Below are 24,153 nucleotides of genomic sequence, written 5' to 3'. Positions count from 1 at the left end.
GTGAAGCGATCCGGGAAGAAGAGTCAGGGATCTTCCCGTTCTGTCCATCCTTGGGCATGCAGTCAAGCAACGGTCGTCCGCGCGGTGGCGGCCCCGACACCCCCGCAGGCCACCAGGGACACCCCGTGCCGCCCGCCGCCGGCGCGGCCGGGGACGTGGGGTACGACGACCCCTGGTACGACGCCCTCGCCTCGGGCTGGGGCGAGGCGCCCGGGCACGTCCCGGCCGGCACGGTGCCCGCCGCGCGGCAGGAGTCCGAGGAGAAGGCCGCGGCGGACATCTACCTCCAGGTGCAGCGCAGCCAGGCCTTCCAGGAAGTCCGCAGCAGCTACCGGCGGTTCGTGGTGCCCGCCGTCGCCGGCTTCCTCGCCTGGTATCTCGCGTACATGATCGCCGCGACCACCGCCCCCGGGCTCATGGCGCACCCCGTGGCCGGCGCGGTGAACGTGGCGATGCTCGCCGGGCTCGGGCAGTTCCTCAGCACGTTCCTGCTGACCTGGGCCTACGCCCGGCACGCCCGGCTCCGCCGCGACCGGGCCGCTCTCGAACTGCGCTGGGACACCCAGGAACTGACCCGCGGCGTCAGAGGCGGTGCCGTATGACCGGGAACCATCAGTCGCTGGCGTTGATGCTGTTCAGCGTCTTCGTCGCCGTCACCCTGGGCATCACCACCTGGGTCAGCCGCAACCGGCGCGGCTCGGCTGAGGAGTTCTACGCGGGCGGTCGGCTGTTCTCGCCCATGGAGAATGGTTTTGCCATCGCGGGCGACTACATGTCCGCCGCGTCCTTTCTCGGTATCTCCGGGCTCATCGCCCTCTACGGCTACGACGGTCTGCTGTACTCGGTGGGCTTCCTGGTGGCCTGGCTCGTGGTGCTGTTCCTCGTCGCCGAACTCGTGCGCAACTGCGGCAGGTTCACCCTCGCCGACGTCGTCGCGGCGCGGATGCGGGAGCGGCCCGTGCGGATCGCGGCGGGAACCTCCTCGGTCACGGTGTCCGTTCTCTACCTGGTGGCGCAGATGGTGGGCGCCGGCAGCCTGGTCGCCCTGCTCCTCGGGCGCACGGGCGAGGCGGCGCAGGCGTGGACCGTCGTCGGCGTGGGCGCCTTGATGATCGTCTATGTGTCGCTGGGCGGGATGCGGGCGACCACCTGGATCCAGATCGTCAAGGCGGTCCTGCTGCTGGGCGGCACGATCGCGCTGACCGTCCTCGTCCTGATCCGTTTCCACGGCGACTTCGACCGGCTGCTGACGACGGCCGCCGACCGCAGCGGGCACGGGCCGGCGTTCCTCGCCCCCGGTCTGGCGTACGGCGGTGACTGGACCGCCCGCCTCGACTTCCTGAGCCTTGGCCTCGCCCTCGTCCTGGGCACGGCCGGGCTGCCGCACATCCTGTCCCGCTTCTACACCGTGCCCACGGCGCGTGCCGCCCGACGCTCGGTGGTCTGGTCGATCGGGCTGATCGGCGGCTTCTACCTGATGACGATCGTCCTCGGCTTCGGTGCCGCCGCGATCGTCGGCCCCGACACCGTCCGCGCGTCGAACGCCGCGGGGAACACGGCCGTGCCGCTGCTGGCACTCGACCTGGGCGGCGGCGCGGACTCCACCGGGGGAACGGTTCTGTTCGCCGTGGTCGCCGCCGTCGCCTTCGCCACGATCCTCGCCGTGGTCGCCGGTATCACCCTCGCCTCGTCCGCCTCCGTCGCACACGACCTGTACGCCTCCCTGCGGCGCCGGCGCGGCACCCCGCGCAGCGAAGTGGGCGTGGCCCGGATCGCGGCGGTCGGCATCGGCGTCGCCGCGATCGCGCTGGGACTGCTCGCCCGCGATCTCAACGTCGCCTTCCTCGTGGGGCTCGCCTTCGCCGTGGCGGCCTCGGCCAATCTGCCGGTGCTGCTCTATTCGCTGTTCTGGCGCGGCTTCACCACGCGCGGCGCCGTATGGGCGGTGTACGGCGGTCTGATCCCCGCGCTGGTCCTCGTCGCCCTGTCACCGGTGGTGTCGGGCAGCCCCGGATCGCTGTTCCCGGGCGTCGATTTCCAGTACTTCCCCTTGCAGAACCCCGGTCTGGTGTCCATCCCGCTCGGCTTCCTCGCGGGCTGGCTCGGCACGGTCACCTCCGCGGAGGAACCGGACGCGGCCGGGCACGCGGAGACCGAGGTGCGCTCGCTGACGGGAGCGGGGGCGGTCTAGGACGCCGTCACGGCGCGACCCAGGCGTAGCGGTGTTCCGGGCGGCCCGTGTCGCCGTACTTCAGGGACAGGCGCAGACGGCCCGCCTGTTCCAGGCGGCGGAGGTAGCGCTGGGCGGTGGACCGGCTCAGACCGGTCTCGGCGGCCACCTCATGGGCGGACAGCGGATGGTCCGCGCGGTGCAGCACCGAGCAGATCAGTTCGGTCGTCGGCTCCGAGTGGCCGCTCGGCAGGCCCGGCGAGGACGGCACGGGCGCGGTCCGCAGCGCGCCGAAGATCCGGTCGACCTGCTCCTGTCCGGCCGGTCCACGGCCGCCGACCCGTTCCACCGTGCGCCGCAGCGCGGCGTAGGAGTCGAGACGGGCCCGCAGCGCGGCGAAGGTGAACGGCTTCACCAGATAGTGCAGGGCACCCAGCCGCATCGCGGACTGCACGGTGCCGACGTCACCGGCCGCCGTGATCATGATGACGTCGGTGCCGTGCCCCTGCTCCCGCATCCGGTGCACCAGCCGCAGACCCGTCTCGTCGGGCAGGTAGTGGTCGAGCAGCACCAGGTCGATGCCGCCGCGCTCGACGGCGGCCAGCGCCTGCGCGGCACTGTGCGCGCGGGCGGTCACCCGGAAGCCGGGAACCTTTCCCACGTACTTGGCGTTGATCTCGGCGACGCGGAAGTCGTCGTCCACGACCAGGACGTCAATCATCGGGCCTCTTTCCGTCAAGGCCGGCCAGGCGTTACGCCCGTGTTTCGGCTCCGCTGTTGTAGCGCGAGCAAAACGAGCACAACAGGCTGTTGCAAGCAAAAGAAGCGCATGCGCTCACAAGGCTGCCGCTGTGTCACGGGCCACATCTACGGTCCCGGCCCATGAGCGCGAACACCAGCCCCGCCATCGAGCTGCGGGGCGCGAGCAAAACGTTCCGGACCCCGTCCGGTGGCCTGCACACGGCCGTCCGGGATCTGGACCTCACCGTCGGACGCGGTGAGTTCGTCGCCGTCGTCGGCCCCACCGGCTGCGGCAAGTCGACCACGCTGACGCTGGTCAGCGGCTTGGAGGAGCCCACGCAGGGCGAGGTGTCGGTCGCCGGGGAGCCGGTGCGCGGCGTCGGCGACAAGGTCGGCTTCGTCTTCCAGCAGGACGCCACGTTCCCCTGGCGTACGGTCCTGTCGAACGTGATGGCCGGCCCCCGCTTCCGTGGGGTGCCCAAGGCGGAGGCGAAGCGGAGAGCCCGTGCCTGGCTGGACCGGGTGGGCCTCGCCGCATTCGAGGACCGCTACCCGCATCAGCTCTCCGGCGGGCAGCGCAAGCGGGTCGCCCTCGCCGCCACCTTCGTCAACGATCCCGAGATCCTCCTCATGGACGAGCCGTTCTCGGCGCTCGACGTGCAGACCCGGGCGCTGATGTCGGACGAGCTGCTGGAGCTGTGGGAGGGCACCGGCGCCTCGGTCGTCTTCGTCACCCACGACCTGGAGGAGGCCATCGCCCTCGCCGACAGGGTCGTCGTCATGACCGCCGGTCCCGCCACGGTGAAGCAGGACTTCCGTATCGATCTGCCGCGGCCCCGCAAGGTCGAGTCGGTGCGGCTGGAGCCGCGGTTCATCGAGATCTACCGTGAGATCTGGGAGTCCCTCGGCGAAGAGGTCCGCATCACCCGCGAGAGGGGTGCCGCCCATGTCGCCTGAGGCGATCACCACTCCCGTCGTGGACACGGCCAAGACACCACCGGATCGCGCGTACTCACGCGCGCGTGCCGCCCGCAGACGCAAGGTGCTCATCACCGCCGCCCGCGTCCTCGTCCTGGTCGCGGTGCTCGGTCTGTGGGAGTTGCTGTCCCGCAGCGGCACCATCGATCCGTTCAACTTCTCGATGCCGTCGAAGATCTGGGACCAGATCGTCACCTGGGTGACCCACGGGACCGCGCTGGGCAGTCTCGGCGAACAGATCTGGTACACGCTCTACGAGGCGCTGCTCGGCTGGGTGGCAGGTGTCCTCGCCGGTGTCGTCCTCGGCATCGCACTCGGGCGGATCGCCTTCCTCGCCGACATCCTCGGCCCGTACATCAAGGTGCTCAACTCGATCCCGAGGATCGTCCTCGCCCCGATCTTCGTGATCTGGTTCGGGCTGGGGCCCGCCTCCAAGGTGGCCTCCGCGGTCGTGCTGGTCTTCTTCCCGGTGTTCTTCAACGCCTTCCAGGGGGCCCGCGAGGTCGACCGCAACCTCGTCGCCAATGCGCGGGTCCTCGGTGCGAGCGACCGCAGAGTCACTCTTCAGGTGGTCATCCCGTCGGCCACCTCGTGGATCTTCACCAGCCTCCATGTCAGCTTCGGCTTCGCCCTCATCGGTGCCATCGTCGGCGAGTACATCGGCGCCACCAAGGGCATCGGCCTGCTCGTCGCGCAGTCCCAGGGCACGTTCAACGCGGCCGGTGTGTACGCCGCGATGGTCATCCTCGCCGTCGTCGCTCTCGTCGCCGAGGGGCTGCTGACCTTCGCCGAGCGCCGCATCTTCCGCTGGAAACCGTCGGGTTCCGAAAACTGACCCCCGGCAGCCGTACGTTCCCCGGGCTCCGGGCAGCCGCCCGATCTCCGGCCCCCTCACGGCCGACAGCCCCCCGACTCCTCCGACCCTCCCTCGCATCCGCACAAGGACGTGAATCCATGCGCAAGTCCGCCAGACCCGCCGCCCTCGCCGCCACCTGCCTGCTCGCCCTGGCCTCGCTCACCGCCTGCGCCGACGACGCCTCCTCCACCGCGTCGGCCGGCTCCGGCGCCAAGGGCGACGGCAAGGGCACCAAGGTGAAGATCATGGTCGGCGGCCTCGACAAGGTCATCTACCTGCCGGCGATGCTCACCCAGCGGCTCGGCTTCTTCGACGCCGAGGGCCTCGATGTGGAACTGCTCAGCGAACCCGCCGGTGTCCAGGCGGAGACCGCGCTCGTCTCCGGCCAGGTCCAGGGCGCGGTCGGGTTCTACGACCACACGCTCGACCTCCAGGTGAAGGGCAAGGCCGTCGAGTCCGTCGTGCAGTTCTCGCACGCGCCCGGCGAGGTCGAGATCGTCTCCAACAAGGCGGCCGACGAGATCAAGTCGCCCAAGGACTTCAAGGGGAAGAAACTCGGCGTCACCGGCCTGGGCTCCTCCACCAACTTCCTCACCGAGTACCTCGCGGTCCAGAACGGCGTCCCGGTGAGTGAGATCACCCCGGTCGCCGTCGGCGCCGGACCGACGTTCATCTCCGCCCTGGAGCGGGGCTCCATCGACGCCGGCATGACGACCGACCCCACCGTCGCCACCATCCTCGCCAAGAACGCCGGCCAGATCCTCATCGACATGCGCACCCCGCAGGGCTCGGCGGCGGCGCTGGGCGGGCCGTACCCGTCGTCAAGTCTGTACATGCAGACGGACTGGGTGAACAGCCACAAGGACACCGTCCAGAAGCTGGTCAATGCCTTCGTCAAGACGCTCAAGTGGATGTCCACCCACAGCGCCGGAGAGATCGCCGACAAGATGCCCGCCGACTACTCCCAGGGCAACAAAACCCTGTACGCCTCCGCCATCGAGAGCACCCTGCCGATGTTCACGACGGACGGAGTGATGCCGAAGAACGGGCCCGAAACCGTCGAGAAGGTCCTCAAGGCGTTCAACCCCAACATCAAGAACGCCGACGTCGACCTGAGCAAGACCTACACGACCGAGTTCGTGGAGAAGGCCACCGGCTGAACGGCCTGACGCAGGCCCCCTCCCCTTCAGACGCGGACGCGGGCCGCCCGCACACAACGGTGTTCCGGGCGGCCCGCGTCGCCGTACATCGGCATCTCCTTGGCGCGGCAAGTACGCTCCAGCAGCTTCGGACACCGCTGCGCCGGCTGCCGGCTCACGCCTGTCCGCCCGGCGGTCTCCAGCGCGGACAGCGGCCCCTCGGCGTTCATCTGTGCCTGCCGTACGAGCCCGGCCGTCGTGGGGGAGTGGCCCTTCGGCAACCCCGGGTCTGACGGCGCGGGCAGTGCACCGAAGATGCGGTCCGCATCGGTCTGCCCGGCCCCACCGCCACCGTCCGGCGTGCACCGCAGCCTCGCGTACGCCTCCGGCTTCCAGCTTCACCCGCAACCGCGCGGACCCTCGTCGTCCACGACCAGGACCACGATCATCGGGTCGCCTCCACGGCCGCGGACCCCGGCCCGGTCCGCGCGGGCTGCGGCTCCGGCTCGGCCAGCGCCTCCGGCAGCACGACGGTGAACCGGGCGCCGCCGCCCTCGGCCTGGTCCACGGTCGCGGAGCCGCCCTGGCGCTCCGCCAGCCGCCGCACCAGCGACAGGCCGATGCCCCGCTGGCCGTGGGCGGGCGGCTCCTTCGTGGACCAGCCCTCGGTGAACACCAGCTCCCGCTGCTCCGGCGGAACACCCGGACCGGTGTCCCGTACCGTCAGCACGGCCGTACGGCCCTCGGCGCGCAGTTCCACCTCCACGCGCGCGTGCGGCGTCCCCGCGACGGCGTCGAGAGCGTTGTCGACCAGGTTCCCCACGATCGTCACCAGGCCCCGCGGATCGACCAGACGGTCCGGCAGCCGGGTGCGGTCGGACACCCACAGCGCCACCGCCCGCTCGGCGGCCACCGTCGCCTTGCCGACCAGCAGCGCCGCCAGCAGCGGGTCCTCGATCCTCTCCGTGACCTGCTCCGAGGTGGCCCGGTGGTCGCCCACCACCTCCCCGATGAACTCCACCGCGTCCTCGTACATCTCCAACTCCAGCAACCCGAGCAGTGTGTGCATCCGGTTGGCGTGCTCGTGGTCCTGGGCGCGCAGTGCGTCGATCAGCCCGCGCGTGGAGTCCAGCTCCCGTCCGAGCTGCTCCAGCTCGGTACGGTCGCGCAGCGTCGCCACCGCGCCGCCGTCCTCGGTGGGCATCCGGTTGGCGACCAGCACACGATGCCCGCGCACGGTCAGCAGATCGGTGCCGGTGACCCGGCCGGCGAGCACATCGGCCGTACGGCCCGCGCCCAGCGCCTCGTCGGGGGAGCGGCCGACGGACTCCTCACCGATGCCGAGCAACCGTTGCGCCTCGTCGTTCAGCAGTCGGATGCGGCCGGCGCGGTCCAGGGCGACGACGCCCTCACGGATGCCGTGCAGCATCGCCTCCCGCTCCGCGAGCAGCGCGGCGATGTCGGAGAATGCCAGGTCACGCGTCTGCCGCTGCACCCGGCGGGAGATCAGCCAGGCGGCCAGCGCGCCCACCGCGAGGGCGCCGCCCGCGTAGGCGAGCAGGCCGGGTATCGCGCTGATGAGCCGGGCCCGGACACTGTCGTAGGCGATGCCCACCGACACCGCCCCGACGATGTGCCCCTGTGCGTCCCGCAGCGGCACCTTGCCGCGCGCGGAGCGGCCGAGCGTGCCCTCGTCGATCTCCATGACCTCCTCGCCGGCCAGCGCCTCGCTGGGGTCGGTGGAGACATGCCGTCCGATCCGCGACGGGTCGGTGTGCGACCAGCGCGTGCCCTCCCGGTTCATGATCACGATGTATTCGGCGCCGGTGGCGAGCCGGATCCGCTCCGCCTCCCGCTGCACGGGACCGTCCGGGCGCGGCGCGGAGTGCTCGAGATCCGCCACGATCTGCGGCTGCTCGGCGGTGGTCTGCGCGATGGCCAGTGCCCGGCGCATCGCCTGGTCGTCCAGCTGATCGCCGAGCGGCGCCAGGAACAGCCCGGTCGCCAGCACGGCGACTCCGGCGGCGGTCGTCACCTGCATCAGCAGCACCTGGGAGAAGACGCGCCGGGGCAGACCGAGGCGCAGCCGGCGTCCGGAGGCGGTGGGGCTCATGGCCATGACGGTACGTGCGGGTGCGCGGCGGGCCGTAGGGGGTGGGGCCCGGATTTTCTTCGGGGCACACGGCCCGCCCTCGTACGAGGGCCACGACGACGTCCCCGGGGGCGCTTGCCGTACGACGTTCACCGCCGGCCCGTCCCGTACGGCCCCGGAGGCGCACGGCACTGCCGTACGACGTCACCGCTGTCCCGAACGGGACATGCGGGCGTCAGCCCGCCAGTGCCGTCGCCGGCCGTTCCCGGACGGACACGACCTCCATCTGCGCGGGCGAGCCCAGCACCGAGCTTCCGCAGCTCTCCGGCCGAGGAGGCAGCGCGTCCCCCTGCGCCACGACGACCCGCCAGTACCGTCCGTCCCTGTGCGCGACGACGACTTCCCAGCGGGGCGCTGCCCCGTCGACGCGTACGACGCTCAGGGCGTCGGCGCCGTACTCGCCCGCCGATGTGCGCACCGCGAGCTCCGCCGCCTGGCCGGGCCGCTCCCACGCGGAGCTGCCCCGGCACCCCTCGACGACGATCCGGCCCTCGCGCACACCCCGCAGGGCCGCCCTGATGGTGCGGGTCTCCGCGCGGCCGTAGGCGTAGCCGTACGGCAGTACGAGCACCGTGGGAGCGAAGCGATGACCACCCAGATGGGTGACCTCCCAGACGCCCTCCTCACCTGACGCGGCGAGGTCGGCGGCGAGGGGGCGGCCGAGGAGCGCGCAGCAGCGGTCCCGTTTGCCGTTGGTGCACACCAGCGCCAGGGGCACGCCGGTGTGGGGTCCGCCGTCCAGTACGGCGTCGAAGCCGTGGTGGTCGCCGCGGCCGAGCGCGCCGAAGTCCAGGTCGAGCAGGTGCGCCGGGTCGTGCGTGACGGCGGTGTGCAGCCAGGCGTTGCCCGGGGCGGTGTGCGCCGCGTACACCCGGCGCGCGGGCGGGGGAGCGCCGATGTCGGCGTGCCGGCCGGGGCGCCGGATCAGGGCGATGCGCACGCCTGTGCCTTTGGCGGCCTTCTCCAGGGCGCGCCCCAGGGCGGGGTCCAGGTGGCTGGAAGTGAGCGCTCTGGCACCCCAAGGGCCGGGCTGCTCCAGCAGCAGCCAGGTCCTCGCGGTCGGGGCGGTCCCGGAGACGGGCTCGTCGAGGGCCCGCGAGACGGTCGTGCACGTACTCACAGAGGTGAGCCTAACCTGACTCGTCGTGCGGTGACTTCCGGCCGTTCGCGTGTCCGGCCCGAGAAGGCGCCGCGCGGCTCATCCGGGGAAGGGCCGCGGCGGTGGGGGCCCGACGTAGACGCCGCTCGGGCGCATGCGCAGCGGGCGTTCGCCGTACTCCTCCAGGGCGTGCGCGATCCAGCCTGCCGTCCGCGCCACGGCGAAGATCGTCTCGCCGGCCGAGGCGTCCATGCCGCTGGAGGCGGTGAACACGGCGAGGGCCAGGTCGACGTTGGCGTGCAGCGGGGTGTGGCGGGCGGTGGTGGCCACGATGTCGCGGGCGGCGAGCAGGGCGGGCTCGGCCCGCGGGATCTGTTCCAGCAGGGCGAAGAGGGCACGCGCGCGTGGGTCCTCGCCCGTGTAGAGCCGGTGGCCCAGTCCGGGGATGCGGCGCCCGGCCCGCAGTTCCTCCGCGATGACCGGCGCCGCGTCGCCCTCGTCGAGCACGTCGAGCAGCATCCGGTGGGCCAGCCCGCTGGCCGCGCCGTGCAGCGGGCCCTCCAGCACGCCGAGGCCGGCGGAGACGGCCGCGTAGGCGTGGGCCCTCGCGGAGGCGGCGACCCGCACGGCGAGCGTGGAGGCGGCCAGGTCGTGGTCGGCGAGGAGGCCGAGGGCGGTGTCCAGGACGCGCAGGGAGGCCTCGTCGGGCTTGCGGCCGCTGAGTCGGCTCCACAGCCTGCGGGCGAGCGGGCCGTCCTCCTCGCGCTGTGCACCCGGTGTCGGCAAGGCGGCGACCAGGGTGGGGACGAGGTTGCGGGCGGTGCCGAGCACGGCCTCCTCGGAGAGGTCGAATCGCAGCGGGTCGGCTGCCGCGGCGGCGATCGCGGCGACCCGCAGCCGGTCGGCTGGGCCGGTGTGCTCGGGCAGGGCCCTGACCACGCGGCGGGCGACGGAGGCGGCTTTCTGCGGGGCGCTGAACGAGGCGCCGGGGCGCGGCTGTTCGGTCCACAGCCACTCGGCGATCTCCTCGTAGGAGTGGTGCGCGGCCAGTTCGGTCGCGTCGACGCCGCGGTAGTAGTACCGGTCCTTCTCGATCAGCGTGATGCGGGTGCGCACCGACAGTTCGGGCGTGGCGCCGGACGCGCCGGGTGTCTCGCGCCGGTGGCGCCGGGCCAGCGCCTCGACCTCCTCGGCGTCGAAGGTGCTGCCGCGTCCGCCGGGCGTGCGCCGGCTGCTCAGCAGGCCCCGGCTCACATAGGCGTACACGGTTTCGGGCTTCACGCCGAGCAGTTCGGCGGCCTCCTTGGTGCTGAGCCGTCGTCCCGGGTGGCCGCGGCCGGGTTCTTGATCGCGCATGGGGGTCACCGTAGCCGCCTCCCGGACTGTTGATCGTATCTATTGATTCAATCAATGTTGACAACTTTGCATTCAACCATAGACAGTCAAATCAAGTTCAAGGAGGAGAGCATGCCTGTCAACAGCTCCGTCAACAGGTCCGAGCCCGCCCGCGTCGAGGTGCCGCGAGGTCTTGCCGGTGTCGTCGTCACCGACACCGAGATCGGCGACGTCCGCGGCCTGGAGGGCTTCTACCACTACCGTCAGTACTCGGCCGTCGAACTCGCGCGGACCCGAGGCTTCGAGGACGTGTGGCATCTGCTCGTCCACGGCGAACTGCCCGACGCACGGACGGCAGCCGCCTTCGCCGCACGCACCGCGGCACTGCGCCGGCTGCCCGACGAGGTGAGCGCGGCACTGCCCGCCGTGGCGGCGGCGACCGCCGGCTCCGGCCCCCTCGCCGGCCTGCGCACCGCACTGTCCCTGCTCGGCGCCGCCCACGGCTTCCGCCCGGTCTACGACACCGACGACGACCGGCGCCGGGAGGACACCCTCCTGGCAGGCGCCGCGGTGCCCACCCTGCTGACCGCGCTGCACCGGCTGGGCCGCGGACAGCGGCCGGTGGAGCCGCGCGAGGACCTGCCGTACGCCGCGAACTACCTCTACATGCTGACCGGAACGGAACCCGACCCGGAGCGGGCCCGCGCCGTCGAGCAATACCTCATCTCAACCATTGATCACGGATTCAATGCATCAACCTTCACAGCGCGCGTCGTCGCCTCCACCGGCGCCGATGTCGCCGCCTGTCTCGTCGCCGCGATCGGCGCGCTGTCCGGCCCCCTGCACGGCGGCGCGCCCAGCCGCGCCCTGGACACCCTGGACGCCATCGGCACCCCCGACCGCATCGACGCCTGGATCCGCGACCGCGTCCTCGCCGGCGAGCGCATCATGGGCTTCGGCCACGCCGTCTACCGCACCGAGGACCCCCGCTCCCGGATGCTCCGCGAGATCGCCGAGCGCTTCGGAGGACCGCGCGTCGAGTTCGCCACGCAGGTGGAGCGCCGCGTCGAGGCGATCCTCGCCGAGCTGAAACCCGGCAGGGAACTCCACACCAACGTCGAGTTCTACGCCGGCGTGGTCATGGAACTGTGCGGCCTGCCCCGCGAGATGTTCACCCCGACCTTCGCCGCCGCGCGCGTGGTCGGCTGGAGCGCCAACATCCTCGAACAGGCCCGAGACCCCAAGATCATCCGCCCGGTCGCCCGCTACACGGGGCCGGCGGCACCGGTGCGGGTCCCACGCGCTGCGTGACGGAATCGCCCAGGTCAGGACGTGGACGACCCACCTTGCGGGCGGGCAGAGCTGATCACCTGATCGAACATCCTGAAAAGGCGCGCTTCGTCACCGTCCCCGGGCAGGATCTCCTCGGCAGCCGCGCGGCCTCCCAGTACCGGTTGAACGCGTCGCTGCGGGCCAGGATCCGAACCGGGCGGTGAGTTCCCCCTCGCGCACCCCACCCCACCTGTACACCAACAGGTAGTGACTGAACGTGCGGTTGGAACCCCCGGTTCAGGCAGCCGTCCGCCGGTCGTCGGAGACGGGTCGACTGAGGGGACCGGCGAGCGATGGGCGGCGCTCGCCGCCTCCAGAGTGCCGAGCGGCTCTGATCGGCGGGGAGGCGGAGAGGAGGCGCACAGAGGGAAGCGAGGGTCGCACACTCCGGCGCCTTGCCCGACGTCCGCCCTGCCGATGCTGCTGACAATCGTTCACTTCGTGGAGATTCGGGCGGCTCGTATCCTGGGGCCTCATTCCATCCTCGGAGGCATGCCGGGTCGTGAGCCGGTGTGCGCGTCGGCGCGAGAGAGGTCGCATCTTGGGTCCGAGCCGGAGCACGGAAGGCGAGCCGGGTTCGCAGCCGCAGCTGAACCCGCCGCAGGTTCCCGTCGTCGTCCTCGCCGGATTCCTCGGCTCCGGCAAGACGACCCTGCTCAACCATCTGCTGCACCGCAGCGGCGGCAGCCGTGTCGGCGCGATCGTCAACGACTTCGGCGCCATCGAGATCGACGCGATGGCCGTCGCCGGCGCGCTCGGCGACTCCACCGTCTCCCTCGGCAACGGATGCCTGTGCTGCGCGGTCGACGCCGGTGAGCTTGATCAATACCTGGACCGTCTGGTCAACCCGTCTCTCGGTATCGATGTCGTCGTCATCGAAGCCAGCGGGCTCGCCGAGCCGCAGGAGCTGGTGCGGATGGTGCTGGCCTGCGAGAACCCGCGTGTCGTGTACGGCGGGCTGGTCGAGGTCGTGGACGCCGCCGAGTTCGACGACACCCGCGCGCGGCACCCCGAGATCGACCGGCATCTGGGGCTTGCCGACCTCGTCGTCGTCAACAAGCTCGACCGGGCCGCCGACGGCGAGCGTGTCCTCGGCCTGGTCCGGTCACTGACCGACCGTGCCGCCGTGGTCCCGGCGACATACGGCCGGATCGACCCCGAGTTCCTCTTCGACTGCCGGCCCGGCGAGGAGCGCATCGGGCAGCTCTCCTTCGACGACCTGCACGACGACACCCACCCCGAGGACGGCCACGACGGGCATCTGCACACCGCGTACGACAGCCTGGCCTTCACCTCGGCCACGCCGCTCGACCCGCGGCGGCTGATGGACTTCCTCGACAGCAGGCCGGAGGGGCTGTACCGGATCAAGGGGTACGTCGATTTCGGGCCGCACGACACCCGCAACCGGTACGCCGTCCATGCCGTCGGACGCTTCCTGCGTTTCTACCCCGAGCCCTGGCCCACCGCCCCGGAGGACCGCCTCACACAGCTCGTCCTCATCGGCTCCGGCATCGACACCGAAGCCCTGACCAAGGCGCTGGACGCATGCCGCGCCGAGCCCCCGAACACCGCCGACGAGCACGGCATGTGGGGTGTCCTGCGGTACGTCCGCCACCCGGAGTCGGAACCGGACGCCGAGGAGCCGCCGTACCCGGACGAGCCCTGAGTACACGACCGGGCGGGTGCCGCGGGCACCGCCCGCCCGCCGCACCCGCCCGGCACGATCAGCGCCGCGCGCCTCAGATCCGGCCCGCGACCGCCGCGACCGTCTTCGGCAGGGACACGCCCGAGCCGTCCCGGCGCGGGTCGATCTCCGGCAGCTCGGCCGGGGAGCCGTTCCTCTGCGCGGCCCGCGCCGGCGCCGTGCCCGCCCAGGCCAGCGACAGGCAGTCCTCGCCCTTCAGGAACCGCTGGCAGCGCACACCGCCCGTGGCGCGGCCCTTGCGCGGGAACTGGTCGAACGGCGTCAGCTTGGCCGTCGTCTGCACGGAGTCGTCCAGCGTGCCGCGCGAGCCCGCCACCGTGAACACCACCGCGTCCGACGCGGGATCGACCGCCGTGAACGAGATCACCTTCGCGCCCTCGGCGAGCTTGATGCCCGCCACACCGCCCGCCGGGCGGCCCTGCGGCCGGACCTGCGAGGCCTGATAGCGCAGCAGCTGTGCGTCGTCCGTGATGAACACCAGGTCCTCCTCCCCGGTGCGCAGCTCCACGGCGCCCACGATCCGGTCGCCCTCCTTGAGGGTGATGACCTCCAGCTCGTCCTTGTTGGCCGGATAGTCCGGCACCACCCGCTTCACCACGCCCTGCTCGGTGCCCAGGGCGAGACCGACCGACGACTCGTCCAGCGTGGTCAGGCACACCACCCGCTCGTCGTCGGCGAGCGAGACGAACTCCGACAGCGGGGCACCGCCCGACAGGTTCGGCGACGTCATCGTCTCCGGCAGCGTCGGCAGATCCACCACGTTCACCCGCAGCAGCCGGCCCGCCGACGTGACCACACCGAACTCGCCGCGCGCCGTCGCCGGCACCGCCGAGACGATCACGTCGTGCTTCACCCGGCGCCCGCCGGCGTCCTCGAACGGGTCACTGTCGGCCGTACGCGCCAGCAGACCCGTGGAGGACAGCAGCACCCGGCACGGGTCGTCCGCCACCTGCAGCGGCACTGCCGCCGGGGCGCCCGCCGACTCCAGCAGCTCCGTCCGCCGGTCCGTGCCGAACTTCTTCGCCACCGCGGCCAGTTCGCTGGAGACCAGCTTGCGCAGCTCCGCGTCCGACTCCAGGATCCGGGTCAGCTCCTCGATCTCCGCGGTCAGCTTGTCCCGCTCCGCCTCCAGCTCGATCCGGTCGAACTTCGTCAGGCGGCGCAGCGGCGTGTCCAGGATGTACTGCGTCTGCACATCGCTCAGGGAGAACCGCTCGATCAGGCGCTCCTTGGCCTGCGCGGAGTTCTCACTGGAGCGGATCAGCCGGATGACCTCGTCGATGTCGACGAGCGCTGTCAGCAGGCCCTCCACCAGGTGCAGCCGGTCGCGCTTCTTGCCGCGGCGGAACTCCGAACGCCGCCGCACCACCTCGAAGCGGTGGTCGAGGTAGACCTCCAGCAGCTCCTTCAGACCCAGGGTGAGCGGCTGGCCGTCGACCAGGGCCACATTGTTGATGCCGAAGGACTCCTCCATCGGCGTCAGCTTGTACAGCTGCTCCAGCACGGCCTCCGGCACGAAGCCGTTCTTGATCTCGATGACCAGGCGCAGGCCGTGCTCACGGTCGGTGAGGTCCTTGACGTCGGCGATGCCCTGGAGCTTCTTCGCGTTGATCAGATCCTTGATCTTCGCGATGACCTTCTCCGGGCCGACCGTGAACGGCAGCTCGGTGACGATGAGACCCTTGCGGCGCGCCGTCACGTTGTCCACGGTCACCGTCGCGCGCATCTTGAACGTGCCGCGGCCCGATTCGTACGCGTCGCGGATGCCGGACAGGCCGACGATCTTGCCGCCCGTCGGCAGGTCCGGGCCCGGCACGAACTTCATCAGCGTGTCGAGGTCCGCGTTCGGGTGCTTGATCAGGTGGCGGGCGGCGGCGACGACCTCGCGCAGATTGTGCGGCGGCATGTTGGTCGCCATACCGACGGCGATCCCGGACGTGCCGTTGACCAGCAGGTTCGGGAAGGCCGCGGGCAGCGCGACCGGCTCGCGCTCCTGCCCGTCGTAGTTGGGCTGGAAGTCGACGGTGTCCTCGTCGATCGACTCCGTCATCAGCCCGGTCGCCTCGGCCATCCGGCACTCGGTGTAGCGCATCGCGGCCGGCGGGTCGTCGTTGCCCAGCGAGCCGAAGTTGCCGTGGCCGTCGACCAGCGGCACCCGCATGGAGAACGGCTGCGCCATGCGCACCAGCGCGTCGTAGATCGACGAGTCGCCGTGCGGGTGCAGCTTGCCCATGACCTCGCCGACGACGCGCGCGCACTTCACATAGCCGCGGTCGGGGCGCAGGCCCATCTCGTTCATCTGGTAGACGATGCGGCGGTGCACCGGCTTCAGACCGTCCCTGGCGTCCGGCAGGGCGCGGGAGTAGATGACCGAGTACGCGTACTCGAGGTACGAACCCTTCATCTCGTCCACGACGTCGATGTCGAGGATCTTCTCCTCGTACGCGTCGTCGGGCGGCGGGGTCTTCGTGCTGCGGCGGGCCATCGCTCCTGGCTCCTTGCTGAAGCGTGAACGGGATCTGACGCGGACCATTGTGGACCGCGGGACTGACAGCGCGGGCCGGGACCCGGCGTGACAGGAACACTGCCCCGGCGTCACGCGGCTCCGGGACGCGTCCGCCCCGGATCGCCCGGTCCGGTACCGGGGACATGCGCCGAGGCTACGCGATCTCGCTCTCGGCGTACGTCCGGCGGGAACTTCGCCGCCCGTCCCTCCGCTTGCATACAGTGGCAGGACCGGCAGGAAACGCGCGGTTTCCACGACCGCTCGCGATCGAAGGGACGTACATGCCCATGGGTCACACGGCCACAGCCGAGGCAGGCTCCGGCGGCCTGACAGCGACCGAGCACCGCCTGGCCAACGGCCTGCGCGTGGTGCTCTCCGAGGACCATCTGACCCCGGTCGCGGCGGTGTGCCTCTGGTACGACGTCGGCTCGCGCCACGAGGTCCAGGGACGCACCGGCCTGGCCCACCTCTTCGAGCACCTGATGTTCCAGGGCTCCGCCCAGGTCAAGGGCAACGGCCATTTCGAACTGGTGCAGGGCGCCGGCGGCTCCCTCAACGGCACCACCAGCTTCGAACGCACCAACTACTTCGAGACCATGCCCGCCCACCAGCTGGAACTCGCCCTCTGGCTGGAGGCCGACCGCATGGGCTCCCTGCTCGCCGCCCTCGACGACGAGTCGATGGAGAACCAGCGCGACGTCGTGAAGAACGAGCGCCGCCAGCGCTACGACAACGTTCCCTACGGCACCGCGTTCGAGCGGCTGACCGCCCTCGCCTACCCGGAGGGCCACCCCTACCACCACACGCCGATCGGCTCGATGGCGGACCTGGACGCGGCCACCCTGGAGGACGCCCGCCAGTTCTTCCGCACCTACTACGCGCCGAACAACGCGGTCCTGTCGATCGTCGGCGACATCGACCCCGAGCAGACCCTCGCCTGGGTGGAGAAGTACTTCGGCTCCATCCCCTCCCACGAGGGCAAGCCCGCCCCCCGCGACGGCACCCTGCCCGACATCATCGGCCGGGAGCTGCGCGAGGTCGTCGAGGAGGAGGTGCCCGCCCGCGCGCTGATGGCCGCCTACCGGCTGCCGCACGACGGCACGCGCGCGTGCGACGCCGCCGACCTCGCCCTGACCGTCCTCGGCGGCGGCGAGTCCTCCCGCCTGTACAACCGGCTCGTACGCCGCGACCGTACGGCCGTCGCGGCCGGCTTCGGCCTGCTGCGCCTCGCCGGCGCGCCCTCCCTGGGGTGGCTGGACGTGAAGACCTCCGGCGACGTCGAGGTGCCCGTCATCGAGGCCGCCATCGACGAGGAGCTGGCCCGCTTCGCCGAGGAGGGACCCACCCCCGAGGAGATGGAGCGCGCCCAGGCCCAGCTGGAACGCGAGTGGCTGGACCGGCTCGGCACGGTCGCCGGCCGCGCCGACGAACTCTGCCGGTACGCCGTCCTCTTCGGCGACCCGCAGCTCGCCCTCACCGCCGTCCAGCGCGTCCTCGACGTCACGCCCGAGGAGGTCCAGGAGGTCGCCAAGGCCCGCCTGCGCCCCGACAACCGCGCGGTGCTCGTCTACGAGCCGATCGCCGCGGAGCACGCCGAGGACGTGGAAGGAACCGAAGACCCGGAGTCCGCGGCCACCGTGGAAGCCACCGACGACGAGGAGACGGCCAAGTGACCGAGCCGGCCCAGATGGACTTCCACCCGCAGCCCAAGGCGGGCGAGCCCAAGCCGTGGGCGTTCCCCGCACCCGAGCGCGGCGGCCTCGCCAACGGCCTGACCGTGCTGCGCTGCCACCGCCCCGGCCAGCAGGTCGTCGCCGTGGAGGTGCTCCTCGACGCACCCCTGGACGCCGAACCGGCCGGCCTCGACGGCGTCGCCACGATCATGGCCCGCGCCTTCTCCGAGGGCACCGACAAGCACACGGCGGAGGAGTTCGCCGCCGAGCTGGAGCGGTGCGGCGCCACCCTCGACGCCCACGCCGACCACCCCGGCGTCCGGCTCAGCCTGGAGGTGCCCGCCTCCCGCCTGGCCAAGGCGCTCGGCCTGGTCGCCGACGCGCTGCGCGCCCCCGCCTTCGCCGACAGCGAGATCGAACGCCTGGTGCGCAACCGCCTCGACGAGATCCCGCACGAGCTGGCCAACCCGTCCCGGAGGGCGGCCAAGGAGCTGTCCAAGGAGCTGTTCCCGGCGACCTCGCGCATGTCCCGCCCGCGCCAGGGCACCGAGGAGACCGTCGCCCGGATCGACGCCGCGGCCGTCCGCGCCTTCTACGAGCGTCACGTACGGCCCGCCACCGCCACGGCCGTGGTCGTCGGCGACCTGACCGGCATCGACCTCGACGGACTCCTCGGCGACACCCTGGGCGCCTGGACCGGCTCCCAGGCCGCGCCGCGGCCCGTGCCGCCGGTGACCGCCGACGACACCGGCCGGGTCGTCATCGTCGACCGGCCCGGCGCCGTCCAGACGCAGCTGCTGATCGGCCGGATCGGCCCCGACCGGCACGACCGGGTGTGGCCCGCGCAGGTGCTCGGCACGTACTGCCTCGGCGGCACCCTCACCTCCCGCCTGGACCGCGTCCTGCGCGAGGAGAAGGGCTACACGTACGGCGTGCGCGCCTTCGGGCAGGTCCTGCGCTCCGCGCCCGACGGCAGCGGCGCCTCGATGCTCGCGATCAGCGGCTCCGTCGACACGCCCAACACCGGGCCCGCCCTCGACGACCTGTTCAAGGTGCTGCGCACCCTCGCCGCGGAGGGCCTGACCGACGCCGAGCGGGACGTGGCCGTGCAGAACCTGGTCGGTGTGGCGCCGCTGAAGTACGAGACGGCCGCGGCCGTGGCGAGCACGCTCGCCGACCAGGTCGAGCAGCACCTGCCCGACGACTACCAGGCCTCGCTGTACCGCCGGCTGGCCGAGACGGGCACCGTGGAGGCCACCGCGGCGGTCGTGAGCGCCTTCCCGGTGGACCGGCTGGTGACCGTCCTCGTCGGTGACGCCGCGCAGATCAAGGAGCCCGTGGAGGCCCTCGGCATCGGCGAAGTGAGCGTCGTGACGGCCGAGTAGCCGAAGCAGGCACACGCGCGTGGGCCCTGGTGGTGACGGACCGCCAGGGCCCGCGTGCGTCCTGAGACGACACGGGCTGCCATATGTCCGGATTGGGGCGGAGGTTGCCCATCTGGCCTGTGGGATGCGCTACAAAACCCGTGTTCCGTTTGAGGATTGAAAGTCCGTCCCTTTAGCGTCGTCCGGGCTGTTCGTCGGGCAGTGCGCCGCACCCGCGGCACCGGACAGCCATCGCCGAGTCCCCGTACGGCGCGAGCCAGGGGAGCCGGGGACCCACCGCAGTCCCTGGGGTGAATCGGACGCCCGCGCCACGCGCGAGGGGGCCCGTAGGAGACCTTCCTGCTCCGAACCCGTCAGCTAACCCGGTAGGCGAGAGGGAAGGAAAGGACAAGCCTGTACATGGCGTTCATGTGCGCCACCGGTAAGCACCGCCGTCCCGGCCGGATGAAGCGGACCACCGCCCAGGCCGCCGGCGTCGCCGCTCTCACCACCACCGGCGTCATCGGCTCTCTCGCCGCCCCCGCGCTCGCCGACGACATCGCCTCCGAGCAGACCGGGCTGCTGCCCGTGCTGGCCGTGGACGACTCCGCCGCCCCGCAGACAGACCCGGTGGCCGAGGAGATCGACGCGCAGGCCGAGGCCCAGAAGGACGCCGCCTGGCGTCAGGCCGCCGAGGAGGCCGCCCGCAAGAAGGCCGCGCAGGCGGCGAAGGAGGCCCGCGAGGCCCGGGAGCGCGCCGCCCGCGAGGCCGAGCGCAAGCGCCTGAACACCTTCGTCTCGCCGATCCCGCAGTCGTACGTCTCGACCGCCTACCGTGCGGGCGGCGCCGTGTGGTCCTCCGGCAGCCACACCGGCATCGACTTCCACGCCGCGAGCGGCACCCCCGTCCACGCGGTCGGCTACGGCACCGTCGTCGAGGCGGGCTGGGGCGGCGCGTACGGCAACCAGGTCGTCATCCGCATGCACGACGGCACGTACACCCAGTACGGCCACCTGTCCTCCATCGCCGTCTCCGTCGGCCAGCACGTCGAGGCCGGGCAGCGGATCGGCCTGTCCGGCGCGACCGGCAACGTCACCGGACCGCACCTGCACTTCGAGGCGCGCACCAGCCCCGAGTACGGCTCGGACATCGACCCCGTCGCCTACCTCCGCGAGCACGGCGTACGCCTCTGAGACGCCGTACGAGACCTTCCCGAAGCCCCCTGCCTCCGCGGCGGGGGGCTTCGGCGTTCCGGCAGGGCGCGTGAGGCGACCCCGCTCCGGAAGGGTGCCGTGCGCGGCGCGCCCGCCGTGCCACCGGGAGCGGACCGCGCGCCTCCGAGACACCGCCCGCGTGTATCCGGCGTGTATCCGCGACGTATCAAAACCTGTATCTGTCCAAAAAATATCCTTGGTTTACCGTGCGCCGTCGGAAATTCGGCCGGATTGCCATAGAGTCACTGAACGCACGTCAATCGGCGACGTGTCACGGGGATTAAGGCGGAGGTCGGTCATGCGTGTTCCCGCGCATTCGGTATGCACGGCGATCCGGGACGACATCGTCGCGGGCGTCCACGAGCGCGGCAGCCGGCTCACCGAGGAACTGCTGGCGCGGCGCTACGGCGTCTCGCGCGTCCCCGTCCGCGAGGCGCTGCGCACCCTGGAGGCGGAGGGGTTCGTCGTGACGCGTCGGCACGCGGGCGCGTGCGTGGCCGAACCGACCGAGCAGGAGGCCGCCGACCTGCTGGAGATGCGCCTGCTGCTGGAGCCGCTGGGCGCCTCCCGGGCCGCCCAGCGGCGCACGGAGGCCCACCTCAAGGTGCTGCGCGGACTCGTCCGCCTGGGCCAGGAGCGCGCCAAGCAGGGCAACAGCGACGACCTGCGCTCCCTGGGCGGCTGGTTCCACGAGACGCTCATCCAGGCCTCCGGCAGCCAGGCCCTCGCCTCCACCCTCACCCAGCTCCGGCAGAAGATCGCCTGGATGTACGTCGTCGAGGCGCCCGCCGACCCGGTCGAGCTGTGGGCGCAGCACGGGGCGATCGTGGACGCCGTGGCGCGCGGCGACAGCGAACGCGCGCGTGCCCTGACCGCCGCGCACACCGAGCGCTCCCGCGCGGCCCACAGGCTGCGGTTCGGTACGGGCGCGGACCGTGTGAGGACTTCGCAACATCCCGTAAACGTGGCCGGTCCGCGGCTTTAACACCAGCGCCGTATACAAAGAAGTGATATTCGGTGGCGGAGTATTTCTGCTGCCCATTTCCGCGTGCGCCGCACATTCGCGTCGCCGCTTTTTCGGTACGCCCGGGAACGGCGGGCGCAGCGGTACGGAAATCATGACGCGGCGAGGTCGGAAAAGCGGGCGCGCCGCCAGGAGACAAGGCCGCCCGGCTCCGTCGGCTCACCTCGCCCGCAGACGCGGAACTGCCCGCTCGCAGCGCCCGCGGACGCCGAACCCGCGGGCGCAGCGCCCCGAACCGTGAGTTCCCTCAAGCACCGAGCACCCCGCGGACGCGGAAGCCGCGCCGCCCCGAAGGGCGACGCGGCTCCCGTGTGTGCCGGACCGGCTCAGACGGTCTCGGGAAGCTCCTCGAGCCCCTCGGAGACCAGCTTCGCCAGACGGTCGAGGGCGGCGTCCGCACCCTCGGCGTCGGAGGCGAGGACGATCTCCTCGCCACCCTGGGCGCCCAGGCCCAGGACGGCCAGCATGGAGGCCGCGTTCACGGGGGTGCCCCCGGCCTTGGCGATCGTCACCGGGACGCCTGCGGCCGTGGCGGCTCGGACGAAGATGGAGGCGGGGCGGGCGTGGAGACCCTCGGCCCAGCCGACGTTGACGCGGCGCTCAGCCATGTGTTGCTGCCCTTCAGGTGTTCAGGGTTGTCTAGACCAGTTTCCCACATCGTGAGGGATGCCCCGGGAGGCCTCGATGCCGCCCGGGCAACGGCGTCGGGCCGCGGCCTCGGCCCGACGTCCGTCTCCCCACAGACTGCCCCCTGCCGTCGCCGTACGCCAGGACCGTCTCACGCTCCGCAGGGGCCGGACGGCGCCGTACCGCGACCCGAGCGGCCCTGATCCGAAAGCGAGGCCCTGGCCGTACTCTGGGCCCCATGCAGAGCACCTCGGACCGGCACGAGTACCCCGCACACTGGGAAGCCGACGTGGTGCTGCGCGACGGCGGCACCGCGCGCATCCGCCCCATCACCGCCGACGACGCGGACCGGCTGGTCAGCTTCTACGAGCAGGTCTCCGACGAGTCGAAGTACTACCGCTTCTTCGCGCCCTACCCCCGCCTGTCCGCCAAGGACGTCCACCGCTTCACCCACCACGACTTCGTGGACCGGGTGGGGCTCGCCGCCACCGTCGGAGGCGAGTTCATCGCCACCGTGCGCTACGACCGGATCGGTGCCGACGGAATGCCCGCCTCCGCGCCCGCCGACGAGGCCGAGGTCGCCTTCCTCGTCCAGGACGCCCACCAGGGCCGCGGCGTCGCCTCCGCCCTGCTGGAGCACATCGCCGCCGTCGCCCGCGAACGGGGCATCCGCCGCTTCGCCGCCGAGGTGCTGCCCGCCAACACCAAGATGATCAAGGTGTTCACGGACGCCGGCTACACCCAGAAGCGCAGCTTCGAGGACGGCGTCGTACGCCTGGAACTCGACCTGGAGCCCACCGAGCGCTCCCTGGCCGTGCAGTACGCGCGCGAACACCGCGCCGAGGCCCGCTCCGTGCAACGCCTGCTGATGCCCGGCTCCGTCGCCGTCGTCGGCGTCGGCCGCCACCCCGGCGGCGTCGGCCGCGGCATCCTCGGCAACCTCCGCGAAGCGGGCTTCACCGGCCGCCTGTACGCCGTGAACCGCGCCTTCCCCGACGGCCTCGGCGAACTCGACGGCGTCCCCGCCCGCCGCTCGGTGCGCGACATCGACGGCCCCGTGGACCTCGCCGTCGTCGCCGTACCCGCCGAACACGTCCCCGCCGTCGTCACCGAATGCGGCGAGCACGGCGTACAGGGCCTCGTCGTGGTCTCCGCCGGATACGCCGAGAGCGGCCCCGACGGCCGCGAACGCCAGCGCGCCCTCGTCAGGCAGGCACGCGCGTACGGCATGCGGATCATCGGCCCCAACGCCTTCGGCCTGATCAACACCTCCCCGGCGGTCCGCCTCAACGCCTCCCTCGCCCCCGAGCTGCCACGACCCGGACGCATCGGTCTGTTCGCCCAGTCCGGCGCCATCGGCATCGCCCTGCTGTCCCGGCTGCACCGCCGCGGCGGCGGCGTCACCGGGGTCACCGGCGTGTCCACCTTCGTCTCCGCCGGCAACCGCGCCGACGTCTCCGGCAACGACGTCCTCCAGTACTGGTACGACGACCCCGACACGGACGTCGTGCTCATGTACCTGGAGTCCATCGGCAACCCGCGCAAGTTCACCCGGCTCGCCCGCCGCACCGCCGCCGCCAAGCCGCTCGTCGTCGTCCAGGGCAGCGGCACCGCCCCCCAGGGGCACGCCGTCCGGGCGACCCGCCTGCCGCACGCCACGGTCTCCGCGCTGCTCCGGCAGGCCGGCGTGATCCGCGTCGACACCATCACCGAGCTGGTCGACACAGGCCTGCTGCTGGCCCGCCAGCCCCTGCCCGCCGGGCCGCGCGTCGCCATCCTCGGCAACTCCGAGTCGCTCGGCGTGCTCACCTACGACCAGTGCGTCGCCGCCGGACTGCGACCTCACCGCCCGATCGACCTGACCACGGCCGCCTCAGCGGAGGACTTCCGTACGGCTCTCGCCCGCGCGCTCGCCGACGACACCTGCGACGCCGTCGTCGTCACCGCCATCCCCGCCATCGGCGAGGGCCCGCCCGGCGACGCCGAGCTCGCCGAGGCGCTGCGCTCCGCCGCCGAGGCCGTGCCGGGCAAGCCCGTACTCGTCGTCCACGTCGAGCTGGGCGGCCTCGCCGAGGCGCTCTCCGCCGCCGCGAGCACCGCACCCCAGGCGGGCGCACAGCCGCCCGAGCCCCGGCGCGTGCGCCCCTCGCAACAGCTGCCCCCGAGCAACGAACCCGCCGAGCCCACGAGACTACGCTGCATATCGTATGCCGCCTTCTGCTTGAAAAAAAACAAAA

At 71.9% G+C, this 24,153-nt stretch carries 18 protein-coding genes, 1 pseudogene and 1 riboswitch; of the genes and pseudogenes, 12 read left to right on the top strand and 7 right to left on the bottom strand.

Annotated elements, in window-relative coordinates:
• Positions 1-56 precede the first annotated feature (56 nt).
• Together MTQ10_RS06380 and MTQ10_RS06375 are read left to right on the top strand one after the other, a co-directional pair.
• Positions 57-602, top strand: coding sequence for a DUF485 domain-containing protein (locus MTQ10_RS06380; protein WP_247463141.1), 546 nt, complete (start codon positions 57-59; stop codon positions 600-602).
• A complete protein-coding gene (locus tag MTQ10_RS06375; RefSeq protein ID WP_247463139.1) occupies positions 599-2,191 on the top strand; it encodes a solute symporter family protein in 1,593 nt (530 codons plus the stop codon). The genes MTQ10_RS06380 and MTQ10_RS06375 overlap by 4 nt, the downstream gene beginning before the upstream one ends.
• Before the next feature lie 7 nt (positions 2,192-2,198).
• Here the strand turns inward: MTQ10_RS06375 and MTQ10_RS06370 are convergent, their stop codons facing one another.
• Complete coding sequence (locus tag MTQ10_RS06370) at positions 2,199-2,891, bottom strand: response regulator (protein WP_247463137.1); 693 nt, start codon at positions 2,889-2,891, stop codon at positions 2,199-2,201.
• 161 nt (positions 2,892-3,052) lie between these two features.
• Here MTQ10_RS06370 and MTQ10_RS06365 point away from each other — a divergent pair, with 161 nt between their 5' ends.
• The 3 genes from MTQ10_RS06365 (at position 3,053) to MTQ10_RS06355 (ending at position 5,905) form a co-directional block, all read left to right on the top strand.
• Complete coding sequence (locus MTQ10_RS06365; RefSeq protein WP_247463135.1) at positions 3,053-3,868, top strand: ABC transporter ATP-binding protein; 816 nt, start codon at positions 3,053-3,055, stop codon at positions 3,866-3,868.
• Positions 3,858-4,724 (top strand): ABC transporter permease, encoded by an 867-nt coding sequence (locus MTQ10_RS06360; protein ID WP_247463133.1) that lies wholly within the window; start codon positions 3,858-3,860, stop codon positions 4,722-4,724. Before MTQ10_RS06365 ends, MTQ10_RS06360 begins: the two co-directional genes overlap by 11 nt.
• 119 nt (positions 4,725-4,843) lie before the next feature.
• Complete coding sequence (locus MTQ10_RS06355) at positions 4,844-5,905, top strand: ABC transporter substrate-binding protein (RefSeq protein WP_247463131.1); 1,062 nt, start codon at positions 4,844-4,846, stop codon at positions 5,903-5,905.
• A gap of 26 nt (positions 5,906-5,931) precedes the next feature.
• Here the strand turns inward: MTQ10_RS06355 and MTQ10_RS06350 are convergent.
• The 4 genes and pseudogenes from MTQ10_RS06350 to MTQ10_RS06335 form a co-directional block, all read right to left on the bottom strand.
• Positions 5,932-6,276 (bottom strand): annotated as a pseudogene (locus tag MTQ10_RS06350) (two-component system response regulator); the annotation flags it as partial.
• Between the two features lie 53 nt (positions 6,277-6,329).
• Positions 6,330-7,997 (bottom strand): sensor histidine kinase, encoded by a 1,668-nt coding sequence (locus MTQ10_RS06345; protein WP_247463129.1) that lies wholly within the window; start codon positions 7,995-7,997, stop codon positions 6,330-6,332.
• A 214-nt stretch (positions 7,998-8,211) separates the two neighbouring features.
• A complete protein-coding gene (locus MTQ10_RS06340; RefSeq protein ID WP_247463127.1) occupies positions 8,212-9,156 on the bottom strand; it encodes a sucrase ferredoxin in 945 nt (314 codons plus the stop codon).
• Between the two features lie 78 nt (positions 9,157-9,234).
• Positions 9,235-10,491 (bottom strand): citrate/2-methylcitrate synthase, encoded by a 1,257-nt coding sequence (locus MTQ10_RS06335; RefSeq protein WP_247463125.1) that lies wholly within the window; start codon positions 10,489-10,491, stop codon positions 9,235-9,237.
• 111 nt (positions 10,492-10,602) lie between these two features.
• On the opposite strand from MTQ10_RS06335, the gene MTQ10_RS06330 reads away from it, so the two are divergent.
• Positions 10,603-11,781 carry a citrate synthase/methylcitrate synthase gene (locus MTQ10_RS06330; protein WP_247463123.1) on the top strand — a complete coding sequence of 393 codons (1,179 nt, stop codon included), beginning with the start codon at positions 10,603-10,605 and terminating at the stop codon, positions 11,779-11,781.
• Positions 11,782-12,343: 562 nt separating this feature from the next.
• Positions 12,344-13,468 carry a CobW family GTP-binding protein gene (locus tag MTQ10_RS06325; RefSeq protein WP_247463121.1) on the top strand — a complete coding sequence of 375 codons (1,125 nt, stop codon included), beginning with the start codon at positions 12,344-12,346 and terminating at the stop codon, positions 13,466-13,468.
• A gap of 73 nt (positions 13,469-13,541) precedes the next feature.
• Here MTQ10_RS06325 and MTQ10_RS06320 read toward each other — a convergent pair whose 3' ends face one another.
• Complete coding sequence (locus MTQ10_RS06320; RefSeq protein WP_247463119.1) at positions 13,542-15,992, bottom strand: DNA gyrase/topoisomerase IV subunit A; 2,451 nt, start codon at positions 15,990-15,992, stop codon at positions 13,542-13,544.
• Positions 15,993-16,294: 302 nt separating this feature from the next.
• Between MTQ10_RS06320 and MTQ10_RS06315 the strand changes: the two genes are divergently transcribed.
• The 4 genes from MTQ10_RS06315 to MTQ10_RS06300 all read left to right on the top strand — a co-directional run bounded on the left by MTQ10_RS06315 (position 16,295) and on the right by MTQ10_RS06300 (position 21,250).
• Positions 16,295-17,686 carry a M16 family metallopeptidase gene (locus MTQ10_RS06315; RefSeq protein ID WP_247463117.1) on the top strand — a complete coding sequence of 464 codons (1,392 nt, stop codon included), beginning with the start codon at positions 16,295-16,297 and terminating at the stop codon, positions 17,684-17,686.
• Positions 17,683-19,071, top strand: coding sequence for a M16 family metallopeptidase (locus MTQ10_RS06310; RefSeq protein WP_247463115.1), 1,389 nt, complete (start codon positions 17,683-17,685; stop codon positions 19,069-19,071). The genes MTQ10_RS06315 and MTQ10_RS06310 overlap by 4 nt, the downstream gene beginning before the upstream one ends.
• Positions 19,072-19,293: 222 nt before the next feature.
• Positions 19,294-19,458: riboswitch (cyclic di-AMP (ydaO/yuaA leader) on the top strand.
• Positions 19,459-19,470: 12 nt separating this feature from the next.
• Complete coding sequence (locus MTQ10_RS06305) at positions 19,471-20,244, top strand: M23 family metallopeptidase (protein ID WP_247463113.1); 774 nt, start codon at positions 19,471-19,473, stop codon at positions 20,242-20,244.
• Positions 20,245-20,563: 319 nt separating this feature from the next.
• Complete coding sequence (locus tag MTQ10_RS06300; RefSeq protein WP_247463111.1) at positions 20,564-21,250, top strand: GntR family transcriptional regulator; 687 nt, start codon at positions 20,564-20,566, stop codon at positions 21,248-21,250.
• Between the two features lie 365 nt (positions 21,251-21,615).
• Here the strand turns inward: MTQ10_RS06300 and MTQ10_RS06295 are convergent, their stop codons facing one another.
• A complete protein-coding gene (locus tag MTQ10_RS06295; protein WP_030235221.1) occupies positions 21,616-21,897 on the bottom strand; it encodes an HPr family phosphocarrier protein in 282 nt (93 codons plus the stop codon).
• 257 nt (positions 21,898-22,154) lie between these two features.
• On the opposite strand from MTQ10_RS06295, the gene MTQ10_RS06290 reads away from it, so the two are divergent.
• The coding region (locus MTQ10_RS06290; protein ID WP_247463109.1) for a GNAT family N-acetyltransferase at positions 22,155-24,153 on the top strand (1,999 nt) is incomplete at its 3' end.

The sequence above is a fragment of the Streptomyces sp. XM83C genome, from assembly GCF_023072675.1.
GTDB classification, from domain to species: domain Bacteria; phylum Actinomycetota; class Actinomycetes; order Streptomycetales; family Streptomycetaceae; genus Streptomyces; species Streptomyces thermocoprophilus.
The sequence above is the reverse complement of the archived record's forward strand: the minus strand, read 5'-3'. Positions and strand labels throughout refer to the sequence as shown.

What these genes read in the sequence shown, in the direction of transcription:
- MTQ10_RS06320 (WP_247463119.1), bottom strand. Translation starts at nt 15,992, where the DNA reads ATGGCCCGCCGCAGCACGAAGACCCCGCCGCCCGACGACGCGTACGAG.
- MTQ10_RS06345 (WP_247463129.1), bottom strand. Translation starts at nt 7,997, where the DNA reads ATGAGCCCCACCGCCTCCGGACGCCGGCTGCGCCTCGGTCTGCCCCGG.
- MTQ10_RS06335 (WP_247463125.1), bottom strand. Translation starts at nt 10,491, where the DNA reads ATGCGCGATCAAGAACCCGGCCGCGGCCACCCGGGACGACGGCTCAGC.
- MTQ10_RS06300 (WP_247463111.1), top strand. Translation starts at nt 20,564, where the DNA reads ATGCGTGTTCCCGCGCATTCGGTATGCACGGCGATCCGGGACGACATC.
- MTQ10_RS06365 (WP_247463135.1), top strand. Translation starts at nt 3,053, where the DNA reads ATGAGCGCGAACACCAGCCCCGCCATCGAGCTGCGGGGCGCGAGCAAA.
- MTQ10_RS06305 (WP_247463113.1), top strand. Translation starts at nt 19,471, where the DNA reads ATGGCGTTCATGTGCGCCACCGGTAAGCACCGCCGTCCCGGCCGGATG.
- MTQ10_RS06380 (WP_247463141.1), top strand. Translation starts at nt 57, where the DNA reads ATGCAGTCAAGCAACGGTCGTCCGCGCGGTGGCGGCCCCGACACCCCC.
- MTQ10_RS06355 (WP_247463131.1), top strand. Translation starts at nt 4,844, where the DNA reads ATGCGCAAGTCCGCCAGACCCGCCGCCCTCGCCGCCACCTGCCTGCTC.
- MTQ10_RS06330 (WP_247463123.1), top strand. Translation starts at nt 10,603, where the DNA reads ATGCCTGTCAACAGCTCCGTCAACAGGTCCGAGCCCGCCCGCGTCGAG.
- MTQ10_RS06360 (WP_247463133.1), top strand. Translation starts at nt 3,858, where the DNA reads ATGTCGCCTGAGGCGATCACCACTCCCGTCGTGGACACGGCCAAGACA.
- MTQ10_RS06295 (WP_030235221.1), bottom strand. Translation starts at nt 21,897, where the DNA reads ATGGCTGAGCGCCGCGTCAACGTCGGCTGGGCCGAGGGTCTCCACGCC.
- MTQ10_RS06315 (WP_247463117.1), top strand. Translation starts at nt 16,295, where the DNA reads ATGCCCATGGGTCACACGGCCACAGCCGAGGCAGGCTCCGGCGGCCTG.
- MTQ10_RS06370 (WP_247463137.1), bottom strand. Translation starts at nt 2,891, where the DNA reads ATGATTGACGTCCTGGTCGTGGACGACGACTTCCGCGTCGCCGAGATC.
- MTQ10_RS06375 (WP_247463139.1), top strand. Translation starts at nt 599, where the DNA reads ATGACCGGGAACCATCAGTCGCTGGCGTTGATGCTGTTCAGCGTCTTC.